The sequence below is a fragment of the Streptomyces sp. NPDC093109 genome (assembly GCF_040701725.1).
Lineage (GTDB): Bacteria > Actinomycetota > Actinomycetes > Streptomycetales > Streptomycetaceae > Streptomyces.
Window position 1 is genome coordinate 1 of the sequence record NZ_JBFBEZ010000049.1, and the last position, 21066, is coordinate 21066.

At 72.0% G+C, this 21066-nt stretch carries 18 protein-coding genes and 1 riboswitch; of the genes, 9 read left to right on the plus strand and 9 right to left on the minus strand.

Annotation, left to right across the window (positions count from 1 at the left end; translation table 11 throughout):
• Positions 1-122: 122 nt before the first annotated feature.
• Positions 123-1187 carry an alkene reductase gene (locus tag AB0389_RS32350; protein ID WP_366399100.1) on the minus strand — a complete coding sequence of 355 codons (1065 nt, stop codon included), beginning with the start codon at positions 1185-1187 and terminating at the stop codon, positions 123-125.
• Positions 1188-1276: 89 nt separating this feature from the next.
• On the opposite strand from AB0389_RS32350, the gene AB0389_RS32355 reads away from it, so the two are divergent.
• Positions 1277-1765 carry a MarR family winged helix-turn-helix transcriptional regulator gene (locus tag AB0389_RS32355; protein ID WP_366399102.1) on the plus strand — a complete coding sequence of 163 codons (489 nt, stop codon included), beginning with the start codon at positions 1277-1279 and terminating at the stop codon, positions 1763-1765.
• Positions 1766-1789: 24 nt separating this feature from the next.
• Here the strand turns inward: AB0389_RS32355 and AB0389_RS32360 are convergent, their stop codons facing one another.
• From AB0389_RS32360 to AB0389_RS32395, 8 genes are all read right to left on the minus strand, one after another.
• The gene (locus tag AB0389_RS32360) at positions 1790-2845 is read right to left on the minus strand and encodes an aminotransferase class V-fold PLP-dependent enzyme (protein ID WP_366399103.1); all 1056 of its coding nucleotides are present in this window, start codon (positions 2843-2845) and stop codon (positions 1790-1792) included.
• Between the two features lie 69 nt (positions 2846-2914).
• Positions 2915-3682: a DsbA family oxidoreductase gene (locus tag AB0389_RS32365; RefSeq protein WP_366399104.1), complete on the minus strand. Its 768-nt coding sequence runs from the start codon at positions 3680-3682 to the stop codon at positions 2915-2917.
• A gap of 104 nt (positions 3683-3786) precedes the next feature.
• Complete coding sequence (locus AB0389_RS32370) at positions 3787-4032, minus strand: hypothetical protein (RefSeq protein ID WP_366399105.1); 246 nt, start codon at positions 4030-4032, stop codon at positions 3787-3789.
• Between the two features lie 75 nt (positions 4033-4107).
• The gene (locus AB0389_RS32375; protein WP_366399106.1) at positions 4108-5211 is read right to left on the minus strand and encodes an iron chelate uptake ABC transporter family permease subunit; all 1104 of its coding nucleotides are present in this window, start codon (positions 5209-5211) and stop codon (positions 4108-4110) included.
• Complete coding sequence (locus tag AB0389_RS32380; RefSeq protein WP_366399153.1) at positions 5208-6251, minus strand: iron chelate uptake ABC transporter family permease subunit; 1044 nt, start codon at positions 6249-6251, stop codon at positions 5208-5210. The genes AB0389_RS32375 and AB0389_RS32380 overlap by 4 nt, the downstream gene beginning before the upstream one ends.
• Before the next feature lie 59 nt (positions 6252-6310).
• Entirely contained in the window at positions 6311-7369 is a 1059-nt protein-coding gene (locus tag AB0389_RS32385; RefSeq protein WP_366399107.1) for an iron-siderophore ABC transporter substrate-binding protein, read from the minus strand.
• A 222-nt stretch (positions 7370-7591) separates the two neighbouring features.
• Positions 7592-8155 (minus strand): GNAT family N-acetyltransferase, encoded by a 564-nt coding sequence (locus tag AB0389_RS32390; RefSeq protein WP_366399108.1) that lies wholly within the window; start codon positions 8153-8155, stop codon positions 7592-7594.
• Positions 8156-8242: 87 nt separating this feature from the next.
• Entirely contained in the window at positions 8243-9775 is a 1533-nt protein-coding gene (locus AB0389_RS32395; RefSeq protein ID WP_366399109.1) for an aldehyde dehydrogenase (NADP(+)), read from the minus strand.
• Between the two features lie 221 nt (positions 9776-9996).
• Between AB0389_RS32395 and AB0389_RS32400 the strand changes: the two genes are divergently transcribed.
• The 8 genes from AB0389_RS32400 to AB0389_RS32435 all read left to right on the plus strand — a co-directional run bounded on the left by AB0389_RS32400 (position 9997) and on the right by AB0389_RS32435 (position 20930).
• Positions 9997-10767, plus strand: a complete 771-nt coding sequence (locus AB0389_RS32400) for an IclR family transcriptional regulator (RefSeq protein WP_366399154.1) — start codon at positions 9997-9999, stop codon at positions 10765-10767.
• Positions 10768-10860: 93 nt separating this feature from the next.
• Positions 10861-12309 carry a penicillin-binding transpeptidase domain-containing protein gene (locus AB0389_RS32405; RefSeq protein ID WP_366399110.1) on the plus strand — a complete coding sequence of 483 codons (1449 nt, stop codon included), beginning with the start codon at positions 10861-10863 and terminating at the stop codon, positions 12307-12309.
• 129 nt (positions 12310-12438) lie between these two features.
• Positions 12439-12560, plus strand: a riboswitch (SAM riboswitch).
• Positions 12561-12747: 187 nt separating this feature from the next.
• Positions 12748-13893, plus strand: coding sequence for an ABC transporter substrate-binding protein (locus AB0389_RS32410; RefSeq protein WP_366399111.1), 1146 nt, complete (start codon positions 12748-12750; stop codon positions 13891-13893).
• A 39-nt stretch (positions 13894-13932) separates the two neighbouring features.
• The gene (locus AB0389_RS32415; protein ID WP_366399112.1) at positions 13933-15060 is read left to right on the plus strand and encodes an ABC transporter ATP-binding protein; all 1128 of its coding nucleotides are present in this window, start codon (positions 13933-13935) and stop codon (positions 15058-15060) included.
• Positions 15057-15950, plus strand: coding sequence for an ABC transporter permease (locus AB0389_RS32420; protein ID WP_366399113.1), 894 nt, complete (start codon positions 15057-15059; stop codon positions 15948-15950). The genes AB0389_RS32415 and AB0389_RS32420 overlap by 4 nt, the downstream gene beginning before the upstream one ends.
• Entirely contained in the window at positions 15943-16752 is an 810-nt protein-coding gene (locus tag AB0389_RS32425) for an ABC transporter permease (protein WP_366399114.1), read from the plus strand. The genes AB0389_RS32420 and AB0389_RS32425 overlap by 8 nt, the downstream gene beginning before the upstream one ends.
• A gap of 1 nt (position 16753) precedes the next feature.
• Entirely contained in the window at positions 16754-18856 is a 2103-nt protein-coding gene (locus tag AB0389_RS32430; RefSeq protein ID WP_366399115.1) for a hydantoinase/oxoprolinase family protein, read from the plus strand.
• Positions 18857-18920: 64 nt separating this feature from the next.
• Positions 18921-20930, plus strand: coding sequence for a hydantoinase B/oxoprolinase family protein (locus AB0389_RS32435; RefSeq protein ID WP_366399116.1), 2010 nt, complete (start codon positions 18921-18923; stop codon positions 20928-20930).
• Positions 20931-21066 lie beyond the last annotated feature (136 nt).

A 21066-nucleotide genomic window follows, 5' to 3' on the forward strand; every position in this document is an offset into this window, starting at 1 on the left:
ATCTAACCCCTACCCCAACCCCAATCCCCCCACCCCCCGCTTTTCCTTATTTCCCGTGTTGTGTAACTGCGCGGCCCCGCGCCCCCCCGGGCCCCCCCCCGCCGGCCCACGACCGTACGGGCTCAGGCCTCCAGGAACGGGTAGTCCGTGTAGCCCTTGTCGTCGCCGCCGAAGAAGGTCGACGGGTCGACGTCGTTGTACGGGCCGTCCGCCTTGAGCCGGGCCGGCAGGTCCGGGTTGGAGAGGAAGAGCACGCCGAACGAGATCACGTCGGCCGTGCCGTCCTCGATCAGCTTCAGCTCGGCGGCGCTCGTCGGGCCCTCGGTCTTGGCGTTGAGGATGAGCGTCCCCGGGAACAGCTTGCGCACGGTCTCGGTGAACTCGCGGTTGATCTCGATCAGATGCACGAAGGCGAGGTCGAGCGAGGCCAGCTCGCGCACCAGCGCCGTGTACGTGGCCTCGAAGTCGGTCTCTTCGAGACCGAGGATGCCGTTCGCCGGCGAGAGCCGGATGCCGGTCCTGGCGGCACCGATCTCGGCGGCGACCGCGCGGGCGACCTCCACCGCGAAGCGGATCCGGTTCTCGACGGAGCCGCCCCACTCGTCGGTGCGCAGGTTGGCGTTGGGCGCGAGGAACTGGTGGATCAGATAGCCGTTGGCGCCGTGCAGTTCGACGCCGTCGAAGCCCGCCTCGATGGCGTTGCGGGACGCCGAGACGAAGTCCGCGACGGTCGCGGTGATCTCGTCCGAGGTCAGCTCGTGCGGCGTGACGTAGTCCTTGGGACCGCTGTGCAGATAGACCTGGCCCGGCGCGGCGACGGCCGAGGGGGCGACCGGGACGAGACCGTCCGGCAGCAGGTCAGGGTGGCCGATCCGGCCGCCGTGCATGATCTGCGCGACGATCTTCCCGCCCTTGGCGTGCACCGCGTCGGTGACCTTGCGCCACGCCGCGACCTGCTCCTGGCTGTGCAGCCCGGGCGTGTCCGGGTAGCCCTGGCCGATCACCGACGGCTGGATGCCCTCGGTGATCAGCAGCCCGCCGGAGGCCCGCTGCGCGTAGTACTCCACCGTCGAGTCGGTGGGCGAGTTCCCGGGGCCGAAGGCGCGGCTGCGGGTCATCGGGGCGAGGGCTATCCGGTTGCTGAGCGGCGTACCGGCGAGATCGATCGGATCGAAGGCGGTCGTCATGGGGGAACTCCTGGATATCTGGTCGGCCAATTAAATAACCAGGGGTCACTGTAGCGCATTCTTTGGCCGACCAAGCTAAACTCTTCCCCATGGAACCGGACCCCGCCTGTACGGACGAGCTGCCCATCGCCGCACGCGGCGGCCCCGTCAGCCACGCCCTGTCCCGGGTCGCCCGGCTGCACCGCATCGCGGCGGCCAAGCTGCTGCGGAGCACCGGCCTCTACCCGGGCCAGGAGTTCCTGATGATGCATCTGTGGGAGAGCCCTCCGGTCCGCCAGTCCGAGCTGATCAGGTCGATGGACCTCGACCCGTCGACCGTGACCAAGATGCTCCAGCGGCTCGACAGCGCGGGATACGTACGCCGCCACCCCGACCCCGCCGACGGGCGCGCGGTGCTGGTCGAGGCCGCGGACACCAGCTGCGCGCTGCGCGTGGAGGTGATGACCGCCTGGACGGAGCTGGAGGACCACACACTGGCCGGACTGGACGACACCGAACGCGCGGAGCTGGCGCGGCTGCTCGCCAAGGTCGAGAAGAACCTCTGCACGGATACGGCGGACTGCCCGGGCGGGTCCTGAGCGACGCGGCCCTCCGTCGCCGGCTCAGCCCGCCAGCACGTCCAGTGCCCGGTCCACGTCGGCGGTGGTGTTGTACAGGTGGAAGGACGCCCGGACGTTGCCCGCGCGCAGGGAGACATACACCTCGGCGCGCCGGAGGTCGGCCGCGCGGTGTTCCAGGGCCGGTACGGAGACGATGGCGGACGGTCCCGAGACCGGGACCGGGGTGTGGCCCAGCGCGGTCAGCCCGGTGCGGAAGCGGGCGGCGAGGGTGGTGGCGTGGGTGTGGAGCGGGTCGATGCCGATCTCCTCCACCAGCGCGAGCGACTGCTCGGCGCCGTGGTACGAGAGGAAGGACGGCGCCTCGTCGTAGCGGCGCGCGGTGCGGGCCAGCGGCGAGACGACACCGTAGTTGCTGCCCCAGAGGTCCTCGCCGGTGAGCCAGCCCGCGTGGATCGGGCGCAGCGACTCCTGGGCCTCCTCCGTCACCGTCAGGAACGACGTACCGCGCGGGCAGAGCAGGTACTTGAACGCGCCGGTGACTGTGTAGTCGTACGCCCCGGCGTCCAGCGGGAGCCAGCCGGCGGACTGGCTGGCGTCCAGCAGCGTACGGGCGCCGTGCGCCTCGGCCGCCGCGCGTACGGCCGTGAGGTCCGCGAGCCGGCCGTCCGCCGACTGCACGGCGGAGAAGGCCACCAGCGCGGTGTCCGGCCGTACCTCGTCGGCCAGCTTCTCCAGCGGTACGTGCCGGAGCCGGAGACCGCCGCGGACCGCGAAGGGCGTGACGACCGAGCTGAACTCCCCCTCCGGCAGCAGCACTTCGGCGCCCGGCTCCAGCGAGGCGGCGATCAGCCCGACATGCACGGCGACCGAAGCGCCCAGCGCGACCCGTTCGGCGGACACCCCGGCCAGCCGGCCGAAGGAGGCGCGCACGGCGGCCAGGGACTCGAAGCTGCCCGCCCCCTCCCCCCGCCGCCCGGTCGCGTTCGTCTCGGCCAGGTGCTGGACGGCGTGGACGGCCCGGCGGGGCAGCAGGCCGCAGCTGGAGGTGTTCAGATACGTCGTATCGGGCGCGAACTCGGCGCCTCCCAGGGGTTCCATGCCTCCACCCTGAAACCCCCGGTCCGCGCGGTCAATCACGCCTCGCTGAAGGCCGCCCGTAAGCGATGCTCACGAATGGGCGGTGGCCTGCGCGGATGCCGTGCCGGACGCCGTGTCGGACGCCGTGTCGGACGCCGTGTCGGGCACCGCGCACGCGCCGTCGGCGTCGCACACCTCGCCGCCGCCGACCATCGTGACCGTACGGCTCCCCCACGCCTGCTCCAGCGCCTGAGTGAAGACCTCGGCCGGCTGGCCGCCCGAGATCCCCAGGCGCCGGTCGAGCACGAAGAACGGCACACCGTTCGCGCCCAGTTCGGAGGCTTCGCGCTCGTCGTCCCGTACGGCGCCGGCGTAGGCGTCGGGGTCCGCGAGGACCTCCCGTACCTCCGTCTCCGCGAGCCCGGCCTCGACGGCGAGCCGTACCAGCGTCTCCTCGTCGTAGACGGACCGCTCCTCCGCGAAGTTCGCGCGGTAGGCGAGGTCGAGCAGCTCGTTCTGGCGGCCCCGGGCCTTGGCGAGGTGGAGCAGCCGGTGGATGTCGAAGGTGGAGCCGTGGTCCCGCCCCCGGCTCCGGTAGCCGAGCCCCTCGGAGCGCGCCTGGGTGGCGACGTGCTCCTCCATGGCCCGTACCTCGTCGGGGCCGCGCCCGTACTTGGCGGCCAGCATGTCCGTCACCTGTACGGTGTCACCCTTGGCCCGGCCGGGGTCCAGCTCGAAGGACCGGTGCACCACCTCGACACCGTCCCGGTGCGCGAAGCCGGCGAGTCCCTTCTCGAACCGGGCCTTGCCGATGTAGCACCAGGGACAGGCGATGTCGCTCCAGATCTCGACGCGCATGGGTCTGCTTCTCTCCAGGGTCCGACGGTACGGAGGCACCCTCCGCACGTACGGCAACGCGCCGGCCTCCCGGGGCATTCCCGGGGCTCTCCCGGGGGACGCGCTTACCGCACCTGGTGGATGTAGAGCGCTCCGCACGCGTGGCAGAGCGGCGTTCCCGCCTCCGTGCCCCACGCGTCGGCCGACTGTGTGACGGCGTCCGCGCTCAGGTCACGCCCGCAGAGCGCCGTCTCCTCGCCGGTGCGCACCATGTGCCACACCTCGAACCGCGCGTCGGGGTCCCGGGGCGTGGTCCCGTCCGCGTATTCGGCGCGCATCTCGTAGTGCATGGTGAGCCTCCCGTAGAGCATCGTCCCAGCCTTCCGGCGACGCATGATTTCCGCGCCGCCGGGCTGCTCAAACCGGGCGGGGAGCGCCTCCTGCCGTCACAGGACTCCCTTGCGCCACTCCCTCATCAGCAGATATCCGAGATACGCGCCCCCGATGGCCATCGTGTAGATGCCGACGGGCAGGTTCTCGAAGAGGGGCAGTTGCTGGGCGCAGAGGTCGGCGACGACCAGGAGGAGGGCGCCGACCAGGGCGGAGAGGGTGAGGTGGGGGCCGGACGAGCGGGTGAGGCGTTTGGCGATCTGGGGGGCGGTCAGGGCGATGAAGGCGATGGGGCCCGCGACGCTGACGGCGCCCGCCGAGAGCACGATGGAGAGGAGCACGGCGAGGCTCTTCGTGGTCCTGGGTTCGGCGCCGAGCCCGGCGGCGATCTCGTCGCCCATCTCCCCGATGGAGAGCCTGCGGGCGATGAGGGCGGTGAGCGGGGCGGTGACCAGCAGGACGAGCCAGATGGTGGTGGCGTGGTCCCAGGAGCGGGCTGCCAGGCTGCCGTTGACGTAGGCGGTGAGAACGGCCGCCTTGTCGCGTTCGACGGCGTAGACGACGTACTGGATGACCGCCGTGGCGATGGCGGCCACGCCGATTCCGGCGACGACCAGCCGTCCGGGGTTGCGGAAGCCGCTGCCCGTCGACACGTACACCAGCGCCATGGCGAGCGCGGCGCCGGCGAGGGCGCCCAGTGAGACCGGGATCGTGCCGGGGAACAGCAGGGCGACGATCGCCGCTCCCGCGCCGGCCCCGGCGCCCAGTCCGATCACGTCCGGGCTGCCCAGGGGGTTGCGGGTGACCGACTGGAAGAGGGCGCCCGACAGGCCGAAGGCCGCGCCGGTGCCGATCCCGACGACCAGGCGCGGTCCGCGCAGGCGCTCCAGTACGAAGGCGTTCTTGCCGGTCGCGCCGCCGGTGAGGGCGCCGGGGAGGTCGGCGAGGGAGATGCCGAGCCGGCCGAGCGAGAGCGTGGCGACGGCGGCGACGGCGGTCAGGACGACGGTGCAGAGCGCGACGACGACCGAGACCCGCCGGACGGGCAGGGCTACGGCGCGGCCGAGGGTGAGGTAGCCACGCGGGCCACGCGGGCGACCCGGGGCGTCCGAACCGCCCGGCGCTACCGGCTCCGTGACCGGCTTCGTACGCGCCGTCATCCGTTCCCCCTCATCCTGCGTACGGCGAAGAGCAGCGCGGGCGCGCCGATGAACGCGGTCACCACGCCGACCATCAGCTCCTGCGGGCGCAGCACCACCCGGCCCACGACGTCAGCCGCCAGCAGCAGCGTCGGGCCCGCGAGCGCGGAGAACACGATCTGGACCCGGAAGTCGATACCGACCAGGGCCCGCACGATGTGCGGGACGGCCAGCCCGACGAAGGCGATCGGCCCGACGGCCGCCGTCGCCGCCGCGCTCAGCAGCGTCGCCGCGACCAGCCCGCCGCCGCGCAGCAGGGCCGGGTTGGCGCCCAGCGAGGTGGCGGAGTCGTCGCCGAGGGCGAGCGTGTTGAGCCCCGGTCCGAGCAGCAGCGCGAGGACGAGCCCGGTGGCCGCGAAGGGCAGGACGGCGGTGAACACGTCGAATTCGCGCCCGCCGAGCGCGCCGACGACCCAGTACCGGTAGCTGTCGAAGACCTTCGGCCTGCTCAGCGTCACCGCCTGGATGAACGCCATCAGGACGGCGGAGAGGACCGCGCCGGCGAGGACGAGCCGTACCAGTCCTGTGCTCGCGCCCGCCGAGCCGATGATGTGCACCAGCACCCCGGCGAGCAGCGCGCCCGGCAGCGCCCACCACATGGTGTCCGTACGGCCCGACGCGCCGAAGAAGGCCGTGCCGGCCACGACGCTCGCCGCCGCGCCCGCGTTGATGCCGAGCAGCCCCGGATCCGCGAGGGGGTTACGGGTGACGCCCTGCATCAGCGTCCCCGCGACGGCGAGGCAGACCCCGGCGAGCAGCCCGAGCGCGGTCCTCGGGTAGCGGCTCTCGATGACGGTGGTGACATACGGGTCGGCCGTGCCGGAGACGGCGTCAAGGACATCGCCGAACGAGGTGGTCCTTGACCCGAACATGACGCTCGCCAGGACGGCGAGCGCCAGCAGGGCCACCGCGGTGAGCAGGCTGTACGCCAGCCGGGCGGGCCCCACACGCGCGGTGGTGCGGGGTCCGCCGGGCCGGGCGGACGCGGTGGTGGTCGTCATCCAGTGGTCATCCGGTTCTGCCACGCCTCACTTGTCGGTTGCCTGTCGAGGGTGGCGGCCTACTTGTCGAGGGTGGCGACGGCCTTGTCGATCATCGGCAGGTAGCGGTCGATGACCCACGGGACGGTCAGCGGGTTGATGATCGAGGACGCGGTGACGAAGGAGTTCTCCGTACCGGCGACGACGGAACCGCGCTTGATGGCGGGGATCGCGGCGTACAGCTTCTGCGCCTCGACCTCCTTCTTGCTCTTGGCGTCGCTGTAGAACGTGAAGATCAGGTCGCTGTCCTTGAGCTTCTCGCCGTTCTCCAGGCCGATGATGGCGGAGGCGGTGCCCTCGGTCTCCTTGAACGTCTTCACGACCGGGTCGGGGGTGAGCCCGAGGGAGCTGACCATCTTGACGCGCTGCTCCTCCGGCAGGAACACCCCGAGCGTGCCCGGTCCCGTCGTATAGATGTACGAGAACGAGACGTCCTTGTACTGCGGCCGGGTGGCGGCGGCGTCGGAGAGCTGCTTCTCGATCTTCGTCGTCAGCGTCTTCGCCTCGTCGGGCGCGCCGAGCGCCTTGGCGATGATCTCGATCTGCTCGTCCCAGTCCGTGCTCCAGGCGAGCTTCGGGTAGGCGACCGTCGGCGCGATGTCGGCGAGGATGTCGTACTGCTCCTGTGTGATGCCCGACCAGGGGGCGAGGATCACATCGGGCTCCAGCTCGGTGATGGCCTCGAAGTCGATGTCCTCGCCGCCCGCGAACTGGGTGGGCAGCTTCTCGCCGTTCTTCTCCACCGCCTCGTGGATCCAGGGCAGGTAGCCGGTCTTGTCGCTGCCCCACTCGTAGCTCTCGATGCCCACCGGGGTGTGCCCGAGCGCGATGGCGGTCTCGGTGGAGCCCTGGCCCAGGGTGACGACGCGCTCCGGCTGCTCGGTTATCTTCGCCGTGCCGAGCGCGCTCTTGATGGTGACCGGGAACGCGCCGGACCCGGTTTTCGCCTTCGCCGAGGAATCGGTGGACTCCGTGTCGTCCGAGCCGGACGAGCAGCCGCCGAGCACCAGGGCGAGGGCGGCGGCGGTGGCCGATACGGCGAGTGTCTGACGACGCGCGCGATTGAACCAGGTGGGCATGGAGGGTCCTTCACGTTTTCTGGACGGCGGGCCGAGAACGGATCGGCGGATTCCAGCGCGGATCGCAAAATCTTAGGTAAGCCTAAGCTAAGCGGGAATTTACTTTCAACTGTCCCCCCACGAAACGTCCGTCACTCTCGGCCCGCCACCCACGATCGGTCTGTCATGACCGGTCTGTCACGACCGGCGTGTCACGACCGGTCTGTCACAGTCGGCCGCGGCTCAGCCGACCTTCAGCCGCAACACCAGGTGCGTGTCGTGGCGCGGGGTGTCCGGGTCCGGGTACCAGCCGTGGCGGGCGTAGAAGGACCGGGCGCGCAGGTTCGGCTCGAAGACCTCCAGCCGGGCGATCCCCACCCCGGCCTCCCGCCAGGCCGCGACGCACGCGGTGTGCAGGGCGGTGCCGATGCCGTGGCGCCAGTGGGCGGGGGCGACATGGAGCTGAGTGAGCGTCATGACCGTATCGATCGGGCCGTACGCGGCGACGCCGGCGAGCGCGCCCCCGTACTCGGCGCAGAGCACGGCCGCGCCGCCCTGGCTCTGGCCCTGGCCCTGTTCCCGTGCCTGTTCCTGCCTGGTGAGGGCGCCCGCCCATCCCTCGCGGGTGCGTGCCCGTTCCGCCGGACCGTCGAAGTCGTCCTCCGGGAGATGCCCCCGGTAGTACGTGGCACGGGCCTCGGCGTGGAGCGCGGCGATGGCGTCCAGATCGGCGGGCGTCGCGAGCCGGGCCGTGGTGCGGGGCGCGGTGCGTATCTCGGTGCGGGTCTCGTTGTGGTGAGTGTCCATACGGATGAGGACGCCAACGGGCCGGGCCCCGGTTGCCGGGCGCGTCAGCGCAACCGGCGACCGGGGCCCGGCCGTTCGTACGTAAGCTCAGTTCTCCTGGCGGCCGTTGAAGCGGCGCGGGAGGCCCTGGGGGTTGTCGTCGCGCAGCTCCGGGGGGAGCAGGGCGGCGGGGGTGGACTGGTACGAGACCGGGCGCAGCCAGCGTTCGATCGCCGTCGCGCCGACCGAGGTGGACGTGGAGGTCGTCGCCGGGTACGGGCCGCCGTGCTGCTGCGCGGGGGCCACGGCGACGCCGGTCGGCCAGCCGTTGACCAGGACGCGGCCGGCGAGCGGGGTCAGGGCCGCGAGCAGTTCGGCGCCGCCGGGCGCGGTGCCGGCGCCCTCCTCCTCGGCGAGGTGGAGGGTGGCGGTGAGGTTGCCGGGGAGCCGGGAGAGCACCGCGGTGATCTCGTCCGCCGAGGAGTAGCGCGCGACGACCGTGACCGGGCCGAAGCACTCCTCCAGCAGCAGATCGTGCGGGCCCTCGGCGGCCAGCGTCGCGGCGGGCACCGTGACATAGCCCGCGCTGACGGTGTGTTCGCCGCCCGCGCCGGGGGTGACCGGGGACTCGACGTCCGGGAGCGCGACGCGCTCGGCGACGCCCGCGACGAAGGCGTCCCGCATCCGGTGGTCGAGCAGCACCCCGGGGCCGGTGTCGCTGACGGCGGCCGTCAGGGACTTCAGCAGCCGGTCGCCGGGCTCACCGGCCGGGGCGAGGACGAAGCCGGGCTTGGTGCAGAACTGCCCGACCCCCATCGTCATCGAGCCGGCCAGCCCCGCGCCGATCTCCTCGGCGCGCTCGGCGGCGGCGGCCTCGGTGATGACGACCGGGTTGAGGGAGCCCAGTTCGCCGTGGAAGGGGATGGGGGTCGGCCGCGCGCCCGCCGCGTCGAAGAGGGTGCGTCCGCCGCGTACCGACCCGGTGAAGCCGGCCGCGGACACCAGCGGGTGGCCGACGAGCGCGACGCCCGCGTCGAAGCCGTGCACGAGTGTGATCACGTTCTCGGGCAGCCCGACCTCGGCGGCGGCCCTGCGCAGCACGGAGGCGCAGAGTTCCGAGGTGGCCGGGTGGTCGGGGTGCGCCTTGACGACGACCGGGCAGCCGGCCGCGAGCGCGCTCGCGGTGTCGCCGCCGGGGACGGAGAAGGCGAGCGGGAAGTTGCTCGCGGCGTAGACGGCGACGACACCGAGCGGCACCTTGTAGCGGCGCAGGTCGGGCCAGGGCGGGGTGCGGCTGCCGTCGGGGTGGTCGATGTACACGTCGAGGAACGCGCCCTCGTCGACGACCTCCGCGAACGCCCTCAACTGCGCTGTCGTACGGGCGAGTTCGCCGGTGAGCCGGACGGGCCCGAGCGCGGTCTCGGCGTCCGCCGCCTCGATGACGTGGGGACCCGCCTCGTCGAGCAGGTCGGCCGCCCTGCGCAGCAGTGCGGCGCGCGTGGTGCGGTCGGCGAGCGCGGCGAGCGCGGTGTGGGCGCCCCGTACCGCGAGGTCCACTTCCTCCGTCGTGGCCTCCTGCGCGACCTCCTCACGAGGCTTTCCCGTTCGGGGGTCGACACTCCAGACTGGTGCTGCTGCCACCGCGGCTTCCTTCCCGACTGCGCGTACTGCGGACCACTGCGAGACCACTACCGGACCACTGCCATCCACCGGCGCGATTGCCGCGCCTCGGATTTTGTTCGGTATTCTGAACAAGGTTCCTGATAGTGAATATTTCAGGGACTCTATTTCCGCGTGTTCCGCCCGGTCAAGAGCGATCCGAGGCGTGAGCGGTCCGAGCGGTGGAGAGGAAGTGCGTGACGATGGCGGCTGCGGAGAGCGGCGGGGCCCAGGTCAAGTCCGCGGTGCGGACGGTGGAGCTGCTGGAGTACTTCGCCGGGCGCCCCGGGATGCACTCCCTGGCCACGGTCCAGGAGGCGGTCGGCTACCCCAAGTCCAGCCTCTACATGCTGCTGCGGACGCTGGTCGAGCTGGGCTGGGTCGAGACGGACGGCACGGGCACCCGCTACGGCATCGGCGTACGGGCCCTGCTGGTCGGTACCTCGTACATCGACGGGGACGAGGTGGTCGCCGCGGCCCGCCCCACCCTGGACCGGCTCTCGGACGACACCAGCGAGACCATCCACCTCGCGCGCCTCGACGGCACCAATGTCGTCTATCTCGCGACCCGCCAGTCGCAGCACTATCTGCGCCCCTTCACCCGCGTCGGCCGCCGGCTGCCCGCGCACTCCACCTCGCTCGGCAAGGCGCTGCTCGCGACGCACACCGACGAACAGGTGCGCGCACTGCTGCCGGAGACGCTGCCCGCGCTGACCGAGCACACCCTCACGGACCGCGAGCGGCTCATCGAGGAGCTGGCCGTGATCCGGGAGCAGGGCTTCGCCGTGGACCGCGAGGAGAACACGCTCGGGCTGCGCTGCTTCGGCATCGCGATCCCGTACCGCACCCCGGCGCGCGACGCGATCAGCTGCTCGGTGCCGGTGGCCAGGCTCACCCCCGGGCACGAGCAGATGATCAAGGACGCGCTCTTCGACGCCCGCGACCGGCTCACCCTCGCGACCCGCCGGCTCTGACCTTTCGCCCCTTATAACGACCTTTATGAAGACTCTCTGAGAAGCCAGGCCCCGGGGAACCCCGTCCACCGCCCGCTCGTCCCTCGCAGTGAGATGAACAAGACGATCAGGCACACGGCGGTCATCTGCCTGCTGATGGTCCTCGCGCTGATGCTGCGGGCGACCTGGGTGCAGGCGTACGAGGCGAAGGCGCTCGCGGACAACCCGGACAACCGGCGGACCGCCATCGCCCAGTACGCGCACCCGCAGGGCGACATCATCGTGGCCGGCTCGCCGGTCACGGGTTCCCGGCGGACGGACAGTGGCGATCTCGCCTACGAGCGGACGTACACCGACGGCGCGCTGTACGCGCCCGTCACCGGCTACAGCTCGCAGGCGTACGGCTCCACCCAGCTGGAGGGCATCTTCGCGGACGTGCTCGACGGGACGAACAGCGCGCTCAAGAACCCGGTCGACGCGCTCACCGGCAAGCAGACCAAGCCCGGCGACGTCCTCACCACGATCGACCCGGCGGTCCAGAAGGCGGGCTACGCGGCGCTCGGCGACAAGAAGGGCGCGGCCGTCGCGATCGACCCCAAGACCGGCCGGATCCTCGCGGTGGTCTCCACCCCGTCGTACGACCCGACGGAGATCAGCGGGACGTCGGACGGCGCCGCCTGGAAGAAGCTGACGACCGGCGCGGACAAGCCGATGGTCAACCGCGCGCTGCGGCAGCCGCTGCCGCCCGGCTCGACGTTCAAGCTGGTCGTCGCGGCGGCGGCGCTGGAGGACGGGCTGTACGGCTCGGTCGACGAGAAGACCGACAGCCCGGACCCGTACACCCTGCCGAACACGCGGACCGTGCTGGAGAACGAGAGCGCCTCGGCGCCGTGCGAGAACGCCACGATCCGCACCGCCCTGCGGTACTCCTGCAACACCGTCTTCGCGAAGATGGCGGTGCGGTTGGGACAGACGAAGGTCCGGGCCATGGCCGAGAAGTTCGGGTTCAACGACTCCGCGCAGGACGTGCCGGTGCGCGCGGCGGCGAGCGTGTACCCCTCCGGCATGGACGAGGCGCAGACGGGACTGTCGGGAATCGGCCAGTTCGATGTGACGGCCACCCCGCTCCAGATGGCGATGGTCTCGGCCTCGCTGGCCAACGACGGGCTGATGGCCGCGCCGCACATGGTGTCCAAGGTGGTGGACGGCAGCGGCGGCACGGTGCGCTCGTACAAGGACAGCGACACCACCCGCATCGTCTCCTCCTCGACGGCCGAGCAGCTGCGCAGCGCGATGGTGACGGTCGTGGAGGACGGTACGGGGACGAACGCCAAGGTCAGCGGCGCGGAGGTGGGCGGCAAGACCGGCACGGCCCAGCACGGCGTGGACAACGACGGGACGCCGTACGCCTGGTTCACCTCGTACGCGAAGGACGCGTCGAGCGGCAAGGAGGTGGCGGTCGCGGTCGTCGTCGAGGACTCGGGCGCGGCGCGCTCGGAGGTCAGCGGCAACGGTCTGGCCGCGCCGATCGCGCAGAAGATGATGGCGGCGGCGGTGCGGTAGCGATCCGTACAGCGGCGCCACAGAGGCACCCACAACGGCCCCCGCAGCGGCGCCGTGCGATGACCTGGACCACTCTCGTTGTGATCCAGGTCATCTTTGGTTTGGCTTAAATGAATGTTACTTTTTCGACGTCACGAGTCTCAGCGACAAGCCCCGGCTTGCTGAGCGGCAACCCTCCTTCTGCGGTGGGGTGCCCCGGGTGATGACACGGCTCCACGCGCACACCGATGTGCCGGGAGCAAGCGCGGACCTGTCGGTCAGGTCCTGGACCTGTGACGGGAGTACGGAATGACATCGCGATCAGTGCGCGCCACGCGCCGCGTCGGCACGCTCGCGTCCCTCGTGCTTCCCGCTCCGGCCCGGCGCCGGCAAGACCCACGGCACTCGCCACGCACGGCACTCGCCGCATTCACTCACCGCACTGAGGAGCTCTCCCTCATGAGATCTGTCCTGCCCCGCCCCGCCCGCGCCCGCAGGCGCGGCTATCTGCTGGCGCTCGCCTCGGCCGGCACCGTCACCGCGCTCACCCTGACCGGCTGTGGCAGCGTCGACACGGGCGGCGGCTCGGGCTCCTCCGGCAGCGGCTCGGGCGACGGCAAGGGCGAGTCGATCACCGTCACCGCCTTCGCCGGCGCGTGGGGCGAGCTGTTCAAGTCGTCCTTCGTCGAGCCGTTCGAGAAGGACACCGGCATCAAGGTGAACCTGGTGTACGGCGCCGACTCCGACTGGGTCACCAAGCTGCGCGCGGCGGGCGGCAAGAACGCGCCGTTCGACGTTCTCGCCCTCACCCCCGGCTCGCTGCACCAGGCCGTCGGCGGCAATCTCCTCGAACCGCTGAAGACCGCCGACCTCAGCCACTGGAAGCAGCTCGACCCGGTGCTGACCGAGCGGTCGACGATCGACGGGGCGTCGTACGGCGTGCCGCTGACCACCGGCTCCAACGGGCTGCTCTACCGCACCGACAAGATCAAGCAGGCGCCCAAGGACTGGACCGACATCTTCGACAAGAAGTACTGCGGTCATGTCGCGCTGCCCCCGCTCACCTACAACGCCGGTCTTGAGTTCTTCTCCGCGCTCGTGTCCCAGGACGGCGGCAAGCTCTCCAACCCCGCCGACGTCGACAAGGGCTTCAAGAAGCTCGCCGAGCTGAAGGGCTGCGTCTCGGCCTACCCGGCGGACGCCGGCAGCGTCGCCACCGTCCTCCAGAACGGCGACGCCTGGATCGTCCCGTTCTGGGACGGCCGCGCCTTCGCCATGGAGAAGGAGGGCCAGCCGATCGGCTTCACCTACCCCTCCTCGGGCGCGGTCGGCGCGCTGACCTCGTACTACGTGCCCAAGGGCTCGAAGCACACGGCCGCCGCGTACAAGTTCCTGAACTACCTGAGCGCCGCGAAGTACCAGAAGCCGTTCGCCCAGGGCACGTTCTACGGCGCGGGCAACGACACCATCGACTACGACGCCGCCTTCAAGGCCAAGGTGAAGTACGGCGAGGACGTCTACAAGAAGTTCACCTGGGTCGACTACAAGACCGCCACCCCCAAGCTCAACGAGTGGCAGCAGCGCTGGAACCAGATCTTCAAGTAGATCGGCAGACAGAGCAGCAGACAGACCCGAGGACCTGATGTGACCAGCTCACCGCAGAAGCAGAACACGCACACCCCGCACATCGAGATCGACGGCCTCGCCTCCGGGTACGAGGGCCAGCGGGTGCTCGACGTCGACCGGCTCTCCATCCGGCGCGGCGAGTTCCTGTCCGTCCTCGGCCCCAGCGGCTGCGGCAAGACGACCCTGCTGAACAGCCTGGCCGGGTTCGTCCGCCCCACCGCGGGCCGGATCACGATCGACGGGGTGGACCTGACCGATGTCCCGACCCACCGCCGGGGCCTCGGTCTGGTCTTCCAGAACTACGCGCTCTTTCCGCACATGACCGTCGCGGACAACGTCGCGTACGGGCTGAAGGTGCGCCGGGTGGAGCGCGCCGAGCGGACCGAGCGGGTCACCGAGGCGCTGCGCCTCGTCGGTCTTGAGCAGTACGCGGCACGCCGGCCCAAGCAGCTCTCGGGCGGCCAGCAGCAGCGGGTGGCGGTGGCCCGCGCGCTGGCCACCCGGCCGGCGGTGCTGCTGCTCGACGAGCCGCTGTCGAACCTCGACGCGAAGCTGCGCCGGGAGATGCGGGTGGAGCTGCGGGAACTCCAACAGCGCCTGGGCATCACGATGGTCTTCGTCACGCACGACCAGGAGGAGGCGATGTCGCTGTCCGACCGGATCGCCGTACTGAACGGCGGCCGGCTCGAACAGCTCGGCACGCCCACGGAGATCTACCGGACCCCGGCGACCCGCTTCGTCGCCGAGTTCATCGGCGCGGCCAACATCCTGGACGGTACGGGCACGGCGGACGGGAAGCTCGCGGTGGGCGCGGGCGCGGCCCGGCTGGACTCCGGTCTGGCCGGGGTACGGGACGGGGAGGCGGTCACCGTCGCCGTACGGCCCGAGCGCGTCGCGGTGCTGCCGGCCGGCGCGGACGCAGACGCGAGCACGGGCTTCCCCGGCGAGAGCGCACGCCGAGGCGCCGGGATCGTCGGCTACCGGGCGTTCACGGGCGAGGCGTGGCAGACGCAGATCGTCGTCGCCGAGGGCGTCGCGGTCAACGCGCGTACGGCCGAGGAGCCGCCGGAGGTCGGTGCGTCGGTGGTCTTCGGCTGGGCCGCGTCGGACGTCATCGTGCTGGAGCGACCCGAGAAGGTCATATGAGCGCGCCGGCCACTCCCGTCGCAGCCGTCAGGAAACCGCGCCGGGTGCGCGGGCTGCTGCCCGTCCTTCCCGTCGTGGTCTTCCTGGCGGCCCTGTTCGTGGTCCCGCTGGTGCGGGTGTTCGCGCTCAGCCTGCATCCGGTCGACGCCAACGGCTATCCGCTGGACGGCTATTCGTTCGTCCAGTACCGCAGGGTCTTCACCGAGTCGTTCTTCTCCGAGGCGCTCTGGCACAGCCTGCTGACCGCGCTGCTGGTCACCGTACTGAGCGTGCTGCTCGGCTTCCCCGCCGCGTACGCGCTCTCCCGGGCCCGCAAGGGTGTGGTGCGCACGCTGCTGTTCGTGGCGGTCGTCTCACCGCTGCTGACCAGTGTGGTCGTGCGCAGCTACGGCTGGGTCGTGCTGTTCTCCGCCAACGGCGTGGTGAACCGGACGCTGGTGTGGCTCGGTTTCCTGGACCAGCCCGCGCACCTGCTGACCAGCTATCTCGTGGTGGTCGTCTCGGTCGTGCACGTCATGCTGCCGTTCGCGATCCTGCCGCTGACCACGGCGCTCGGCGGGATCGACGACAACCTCCGGCGGGCCTCGCGGAGCCTGGGCGCGGGTCCGGTCCGTACCTTCTGGAAGGTCACGGTGCCGCTCAGCCTGCCCGGCATCGCCGTCGGCGCCACCGTGGTCTTCCCGCTGGCCATGGGCATCTACATCACTCCGCTGCTGGTCGGCGGCGCGAACCAGCCGCTCGCCGGGCTGCGCGTCTACTCGCAGATCACCGCCGTCTTCGACTATCCGGTGGCGGCGGCGCTCAGCCTGGTCCTGCTGCTGCTCACCCTGCTGGGCGTCTCCGCGCTCGGCACCGGGTTCCGCTTCTGGGAACGGAGACTCCATGGCTGACACTTCGGCCCGTGTCCTGCGGCGCGCCGGGCGGTTCGCCGCCGCTCTGCCCGCCGCCGCCGTCTTCGTCTTCCTGCTGGCACCGCTCGCGGTGCTGGCGCTCAGCTCGTTCAACGCGACCAGTTCGCTGAGCTTCCCGCCGAAGGGCCTCTCCCTGCGCTGGTACGGCGAGGTGCTGTCCTCCCCCGACTGGCAGGCGTCGTTCCGGCTCAGCGGGGTGCTGGTGCTGCTGGTCGTGCTGACCACCGTGACGATCGGCACGCTCGCCGCGTACGGGCTGGTCAGGGGCGACTTCCCGGGGCGCGGGGTGCTCTCCGGGCTGGCGCTGGCGCCGCTGATGGTGCCCGAGATCATCATCGCGCTGGGGCTGCTCTACTACTTCCAGGGCCTCGGCCTGGTCAACACCCTGTCCGGGCTCTGGCTGGCGCACTCGCTGGTGGCGCTGCCCTTCGTCATCCGTACGGTGATGGTCAGCGCGCAGGCGCTCGATCCGACCCTGGAGCGGGCGGCGGCCTCCCTCGGCGCCGGACGGGCGCGTACGTTCCTGACCGTCACCCTGCCGCTGCTGCGGCCCGGCATTCTCGCGGGCGCGGTCTTCGCGGCCGTCACCTCGCTCGGCGAGGTCGCGGTGTCCGCGCTGGTGTCGGGGTCCAACACCACCACCGTGCCGGTACGGATCTTCTCCGCCGTGCAGTTCCAGCTCGATCCGTCCGTGGCCGCCGTCTCCACGCTGCTGATGCTGGCCAGTGTGGTCGTGCTGGTGGCCGTCGACCGGTTCACCAACTTCTCCGAGGTGCTCTGACATGCCCGCTGCCCCCACCGCGTCCCCCGCAGGCACCGGTGCCCGGATCGGGATCGACGTGGGCGGTACGTTCACGGACTTCGTCCTGGCGCTGCCCGGCGATCCGCGCGGGCTGCTGCACCACAAGGAGCCCAGCACGCCGGGCGATCCGGCGCGCGCGGTCGCCGACGGCATCGCCGCCGTGCTCGGCCGCGCGGGGCTGCGCGCCGGGGACCTCGCCTCGATCACGCACGGCACCACGATCGGGCTGAACGCGATCATCCAGCGCCGGGGCGCCCGGATCGCGCTCGTCGTCACCGAGGGGTACCGGGACATCCTGGAGATCGGCCGCAGCCGGATGCCGTCCTCCTTCGATCTGCACGCCGCGAAGGAGGAGCCGCTGGTCCCGCGCGACCGGATCGTCGAGATCCCCGCGCGGCTCGGCCCCGACGGGCGTCCGGTCCGTACCCCCACGGACGCCGAACTGGCGCGGGTGGCCGAGGAGCTGGCGGCGACGGGCGCCGAGGCCGCCGCCGTACTCGTACTGCACGGGCACACCGACCCGGAGTTCGAGGCGGAGGTGACCCGGCGGCTCGGGGCGCTGCTGCCGGAGCTGCCGCTGACCTCGTCGGCGGCGATCTGGCCGGAGGTACGGGAGTTCGAGCGCGCCCTCGTCACCTGTCTCAACGTGTACATCCAGCCGCTGATGCGGCAGTACTTCGACCGGCTCGAAGCGCTGCTCGACGGGCTCGGGGTGACCGCGCCCGTCTATATCGCCGCCTCCAACGGAGGCTCGCTGAGCCTGCGTTCGGCCGCCGACCGGCCCATCGAGACCGTACTGTCCGGCCCGGCGGCGGGTGTCACGGCCGCGACCCGGCTGGGCCGGGCCGCCGGGATCTCCCGGCTCGTCACCTTCGACATGGGCGGTACGAGCAGCGATATCGCGGTGGCCGTCGACGGCGAGCCGGAGTTCGCCACGCACACCACGATCGGCGGGCTGCCGCTGATCCTGCCCGTGGTCGCGGTCAGCGCCATCGGCGCGGGCGGCGGCTCGGTCGTACGGGCGGACGAGCACGGTGTGCTGAAGGTCGGCCCGGAGAGCGCGGGCGCCGCGCCGGGCCCCGTCGCGTACGGCAGGGGCGGCACCCGCCCGACCGTCACCGACTGCTATCTGCACACCGGCGTCATCGACCCGGCGACCTTCCTCGGCGGCCGGATGACGCTCGACGCGCCCGCCGCCGCACGCGCGCTGGGCGAGGTGGCCGAGGGACTCGGTTTCGGGAGCGGCGGTACGGGTACGGGCGCGGACGGCGCGGCCGACGGCGCGCTGCGCGTCGCCACCGCCGGGATGGCCGTCGAACTCCAGAAGACGCTGGCCGGACGGGGCCTGGACCCGGCCGAGTTCACCCTCGTACCGTTCGGCGGCGCGGGCCCCACCCACGCGGCCGTGCTCGCCGAGGAGGTCGGCATCCGCGAGATCGTCGTCCCGCCGACCGCCGCGACGTTCTGCGCGCTCGGCGCGGTCGGCGCCGATCTGCGCCGGGACTTCGCGCGGAGCCTGCGCCGTGAACTGGACGCGACGACGGTCGGCGCGCTGCGGGACATCCTCGCCGGTCTGGAGGCGCGGGCGCGCGCCTGGCTCGCCGGGCAGGGGCCCGCGAGCGGCACGCCCGTGCTCACGCTCGCCGCCGACATGAGCTACGCGGGGCAGGCGTACGAGCTGCGCGTACCACTTCCGTCATCGCCCGCCGAAACCCTCGAACTCACCGCGCTGCGCGAGGCGTTCCACCAGGAGCACGAGCGGCTGTACGGCTTCCGCGACGCCGGCGCCGCCGTCCGCCTCGGCACCGCCCGGCTCGCCATCAGCTCGGCGGGGCCTGAGATCGTACCGGCGGCCGTGCCGGTCACCGGGAACCCGGCGCCGCCCGTACCTTCCGGCCGGCGCGACGTACTGCTGGCCGGGCGCCGGGTCAGCGCCGAGGTGCACCGGCGGGAGGCGCTGTCCCCCGGGCAGACGCTGACGGGACCGGCCGTCGTCGAGCAGGACGACACGACGGTGCTGGTGCCGGCCGGCTGGACGGCGGGCGTGGACCCGCTGGGCAACCTGCGGCTCACATACGCCTGACGGCCCATCCCCCCGGCCCCGCCCTCTCAACCGCCTTCTGACAACGGCAAGGACACACCCGCCCATGAAGCTCGACCCGGTCACCCTGGAGATCATCGGCAACAAACTCGGCGCCCTGACCGAGGAGATGTGCCTCACCCTCCAGCGCACCAGCCGCTCCCTGTACGTCAAGGAGACCGCCGACTTCTGCTGCGCGCTCGCCGGGCCCGACGGCCGCTTCACCGCGTACCCGCGCGGGATCGGGGTCTCCGGGTTCGTCGGGCTCGATGTGCGCACGGCCGTCGAGCAGGCGGGGCCGCTGGAGCCCGGGGACGTGATCATCACCAACGATCCGTACACCTCGGGCGGGCTCGCGACCCATCTGCCGGACATCCAGCTGATCGAGCCGTACTTCCACGAGGGCGAGATCGCCGGCTACGGCTGGGCGTTCATCCACTGCTCGGACATCGGCGGGCGGGTGCCCAGCAGCCTCGCGCCGACGAACCACGAGATCTACCAGGAGGGCCTGCGCATCCCGCCGGTCAAGCTGGTACGGGCCGGTGAGCCCAGCCGTGACATCGCCGCGCTGCTCGCCGCCAACAGCCGTACCCCGGAGGCCAACGACGGCGATCTGCGCGCCATGCTCGCCGCGCTGCGCACCGGCAGGGAGCGGCTGGCGCGGGTGATCGCGCAGCACGGAGCGGCCGATGTCGCCGCCGCCCACACCGACCTCGTGGACTACACGGCGGACAAGGCGCGGGCGGCGCTCGCCGGGCTGCGGGACGGCACGTACCGCTTCACGGACTATCTGGACGACGACGCGGTCTCGCCCGTACCGGTCCGGATCTCCGTCTCCGTCACGCTGGACCGGGGCGCGCTGCATCTGGACTTCACGGGGACGGATCCGCAGGTGGACGCGGCGTTCAACATCGCCAGCCACGGCCGGGCGCATGCCTGGATCACCACCCGGGTGCTCGCGCTGATCTGCACGCTCGACCCGGCGATCCCGCTGAACGGCGGGCTGATCAGGCCGGTGACGGTCACCGCGCCCGAGGGCTCGGTCGTCAACGCCAGGCCGCCGGCCGCCGTCGGCATCCGGCACGCCACCGCCTCCCGCGTCAACGACGCTCTGGGCGGCGCGCTGGGTCTGGCCGCGCCCGAGGTGATGCCGGCGGCGAGCAGCGGTCTCGTGGTGCCGGTCGTGGTCGCGGAGAACGCGCCGGGCGGCGGCCAGAACGTCCAGGTGCTGGAGCCCATGGTGGGCGGTACGGGCGCACGCGAGGGCGCGGACGGGGTGGACGGGCGCGACAGCGGGATCTCGAACCTGGCGAACAACCCGGTGGAGACCGTCGAGACGGAGATCGGCGCCGAGATCGTCCGCTACGCGCTGCGCCCCGACTCGGGCGGTCCCGGCCGCTGGCGCGGCGGCAGCGGTCTGGAGCTGGTCTTCCGGATCCTCGGCGACGACTGCCGGCTGCTCGCGCGCGGTCTGGAGCGGATGCGGTTCCGCCCGTGGGGTTCGGCGGGCGGCGGCCCCGGCGTACCGGCCGAACTCGTCGTCAACGAGGGCCGGGACGACGAGCGCCGCTACGGGAAGATCGACATGGTGGCGCTGCGCAAGGGCGACACGGTCACCCTGCGTACCTCGGGCGCGGGCGGCTACGGCGACCCGTGGACCCGGGACGCGGAGGCGGTACTCGGCGATGTCCGGCGCGGCCTGGTCACCGTACCGGCCGCCGCCCGCGACTACGGCGTCGTCATCGCCGCGGGCGCCGACGGCCGGGTGGCACTGGACGCCCCGGCCACCGCCGCCCTCCGTCTGACGCCCCCGGCCGAACCGCCGCACGGAGCGGGCCCCGAGCGCGCGGCCTGGGACGCGGTCCACTCGACGGAGGCGGCGGACCGCCTGATCGCGGCGCTCTTCGGGCTGACGCCCTCGGTGCGGTACGCGCGCCGGGCGGCGGTCCATACGGCGGTCCTGGCGGAACTCCCGGCGGGCTTCCCGATGGTGGCCGGCTCTGACGCCCAGGTGACCGCTGCCCGCGCGGTGCTGAAGAAGCTGACGGAGGAGCTGGAGACGGAAACGGCGGCCTGAGCGCGGCGGGCGGGGGCGCGTGGTGGTGCTCGCCGGGGGCGCGTGCGCGCCGGGCGACCCCGAGCACTGCGGGCCGCGCGACCGCCCCGGGACCGTTACCCCGAGGCGGTCCGTGGACGCTCCATGCTCCACGCCC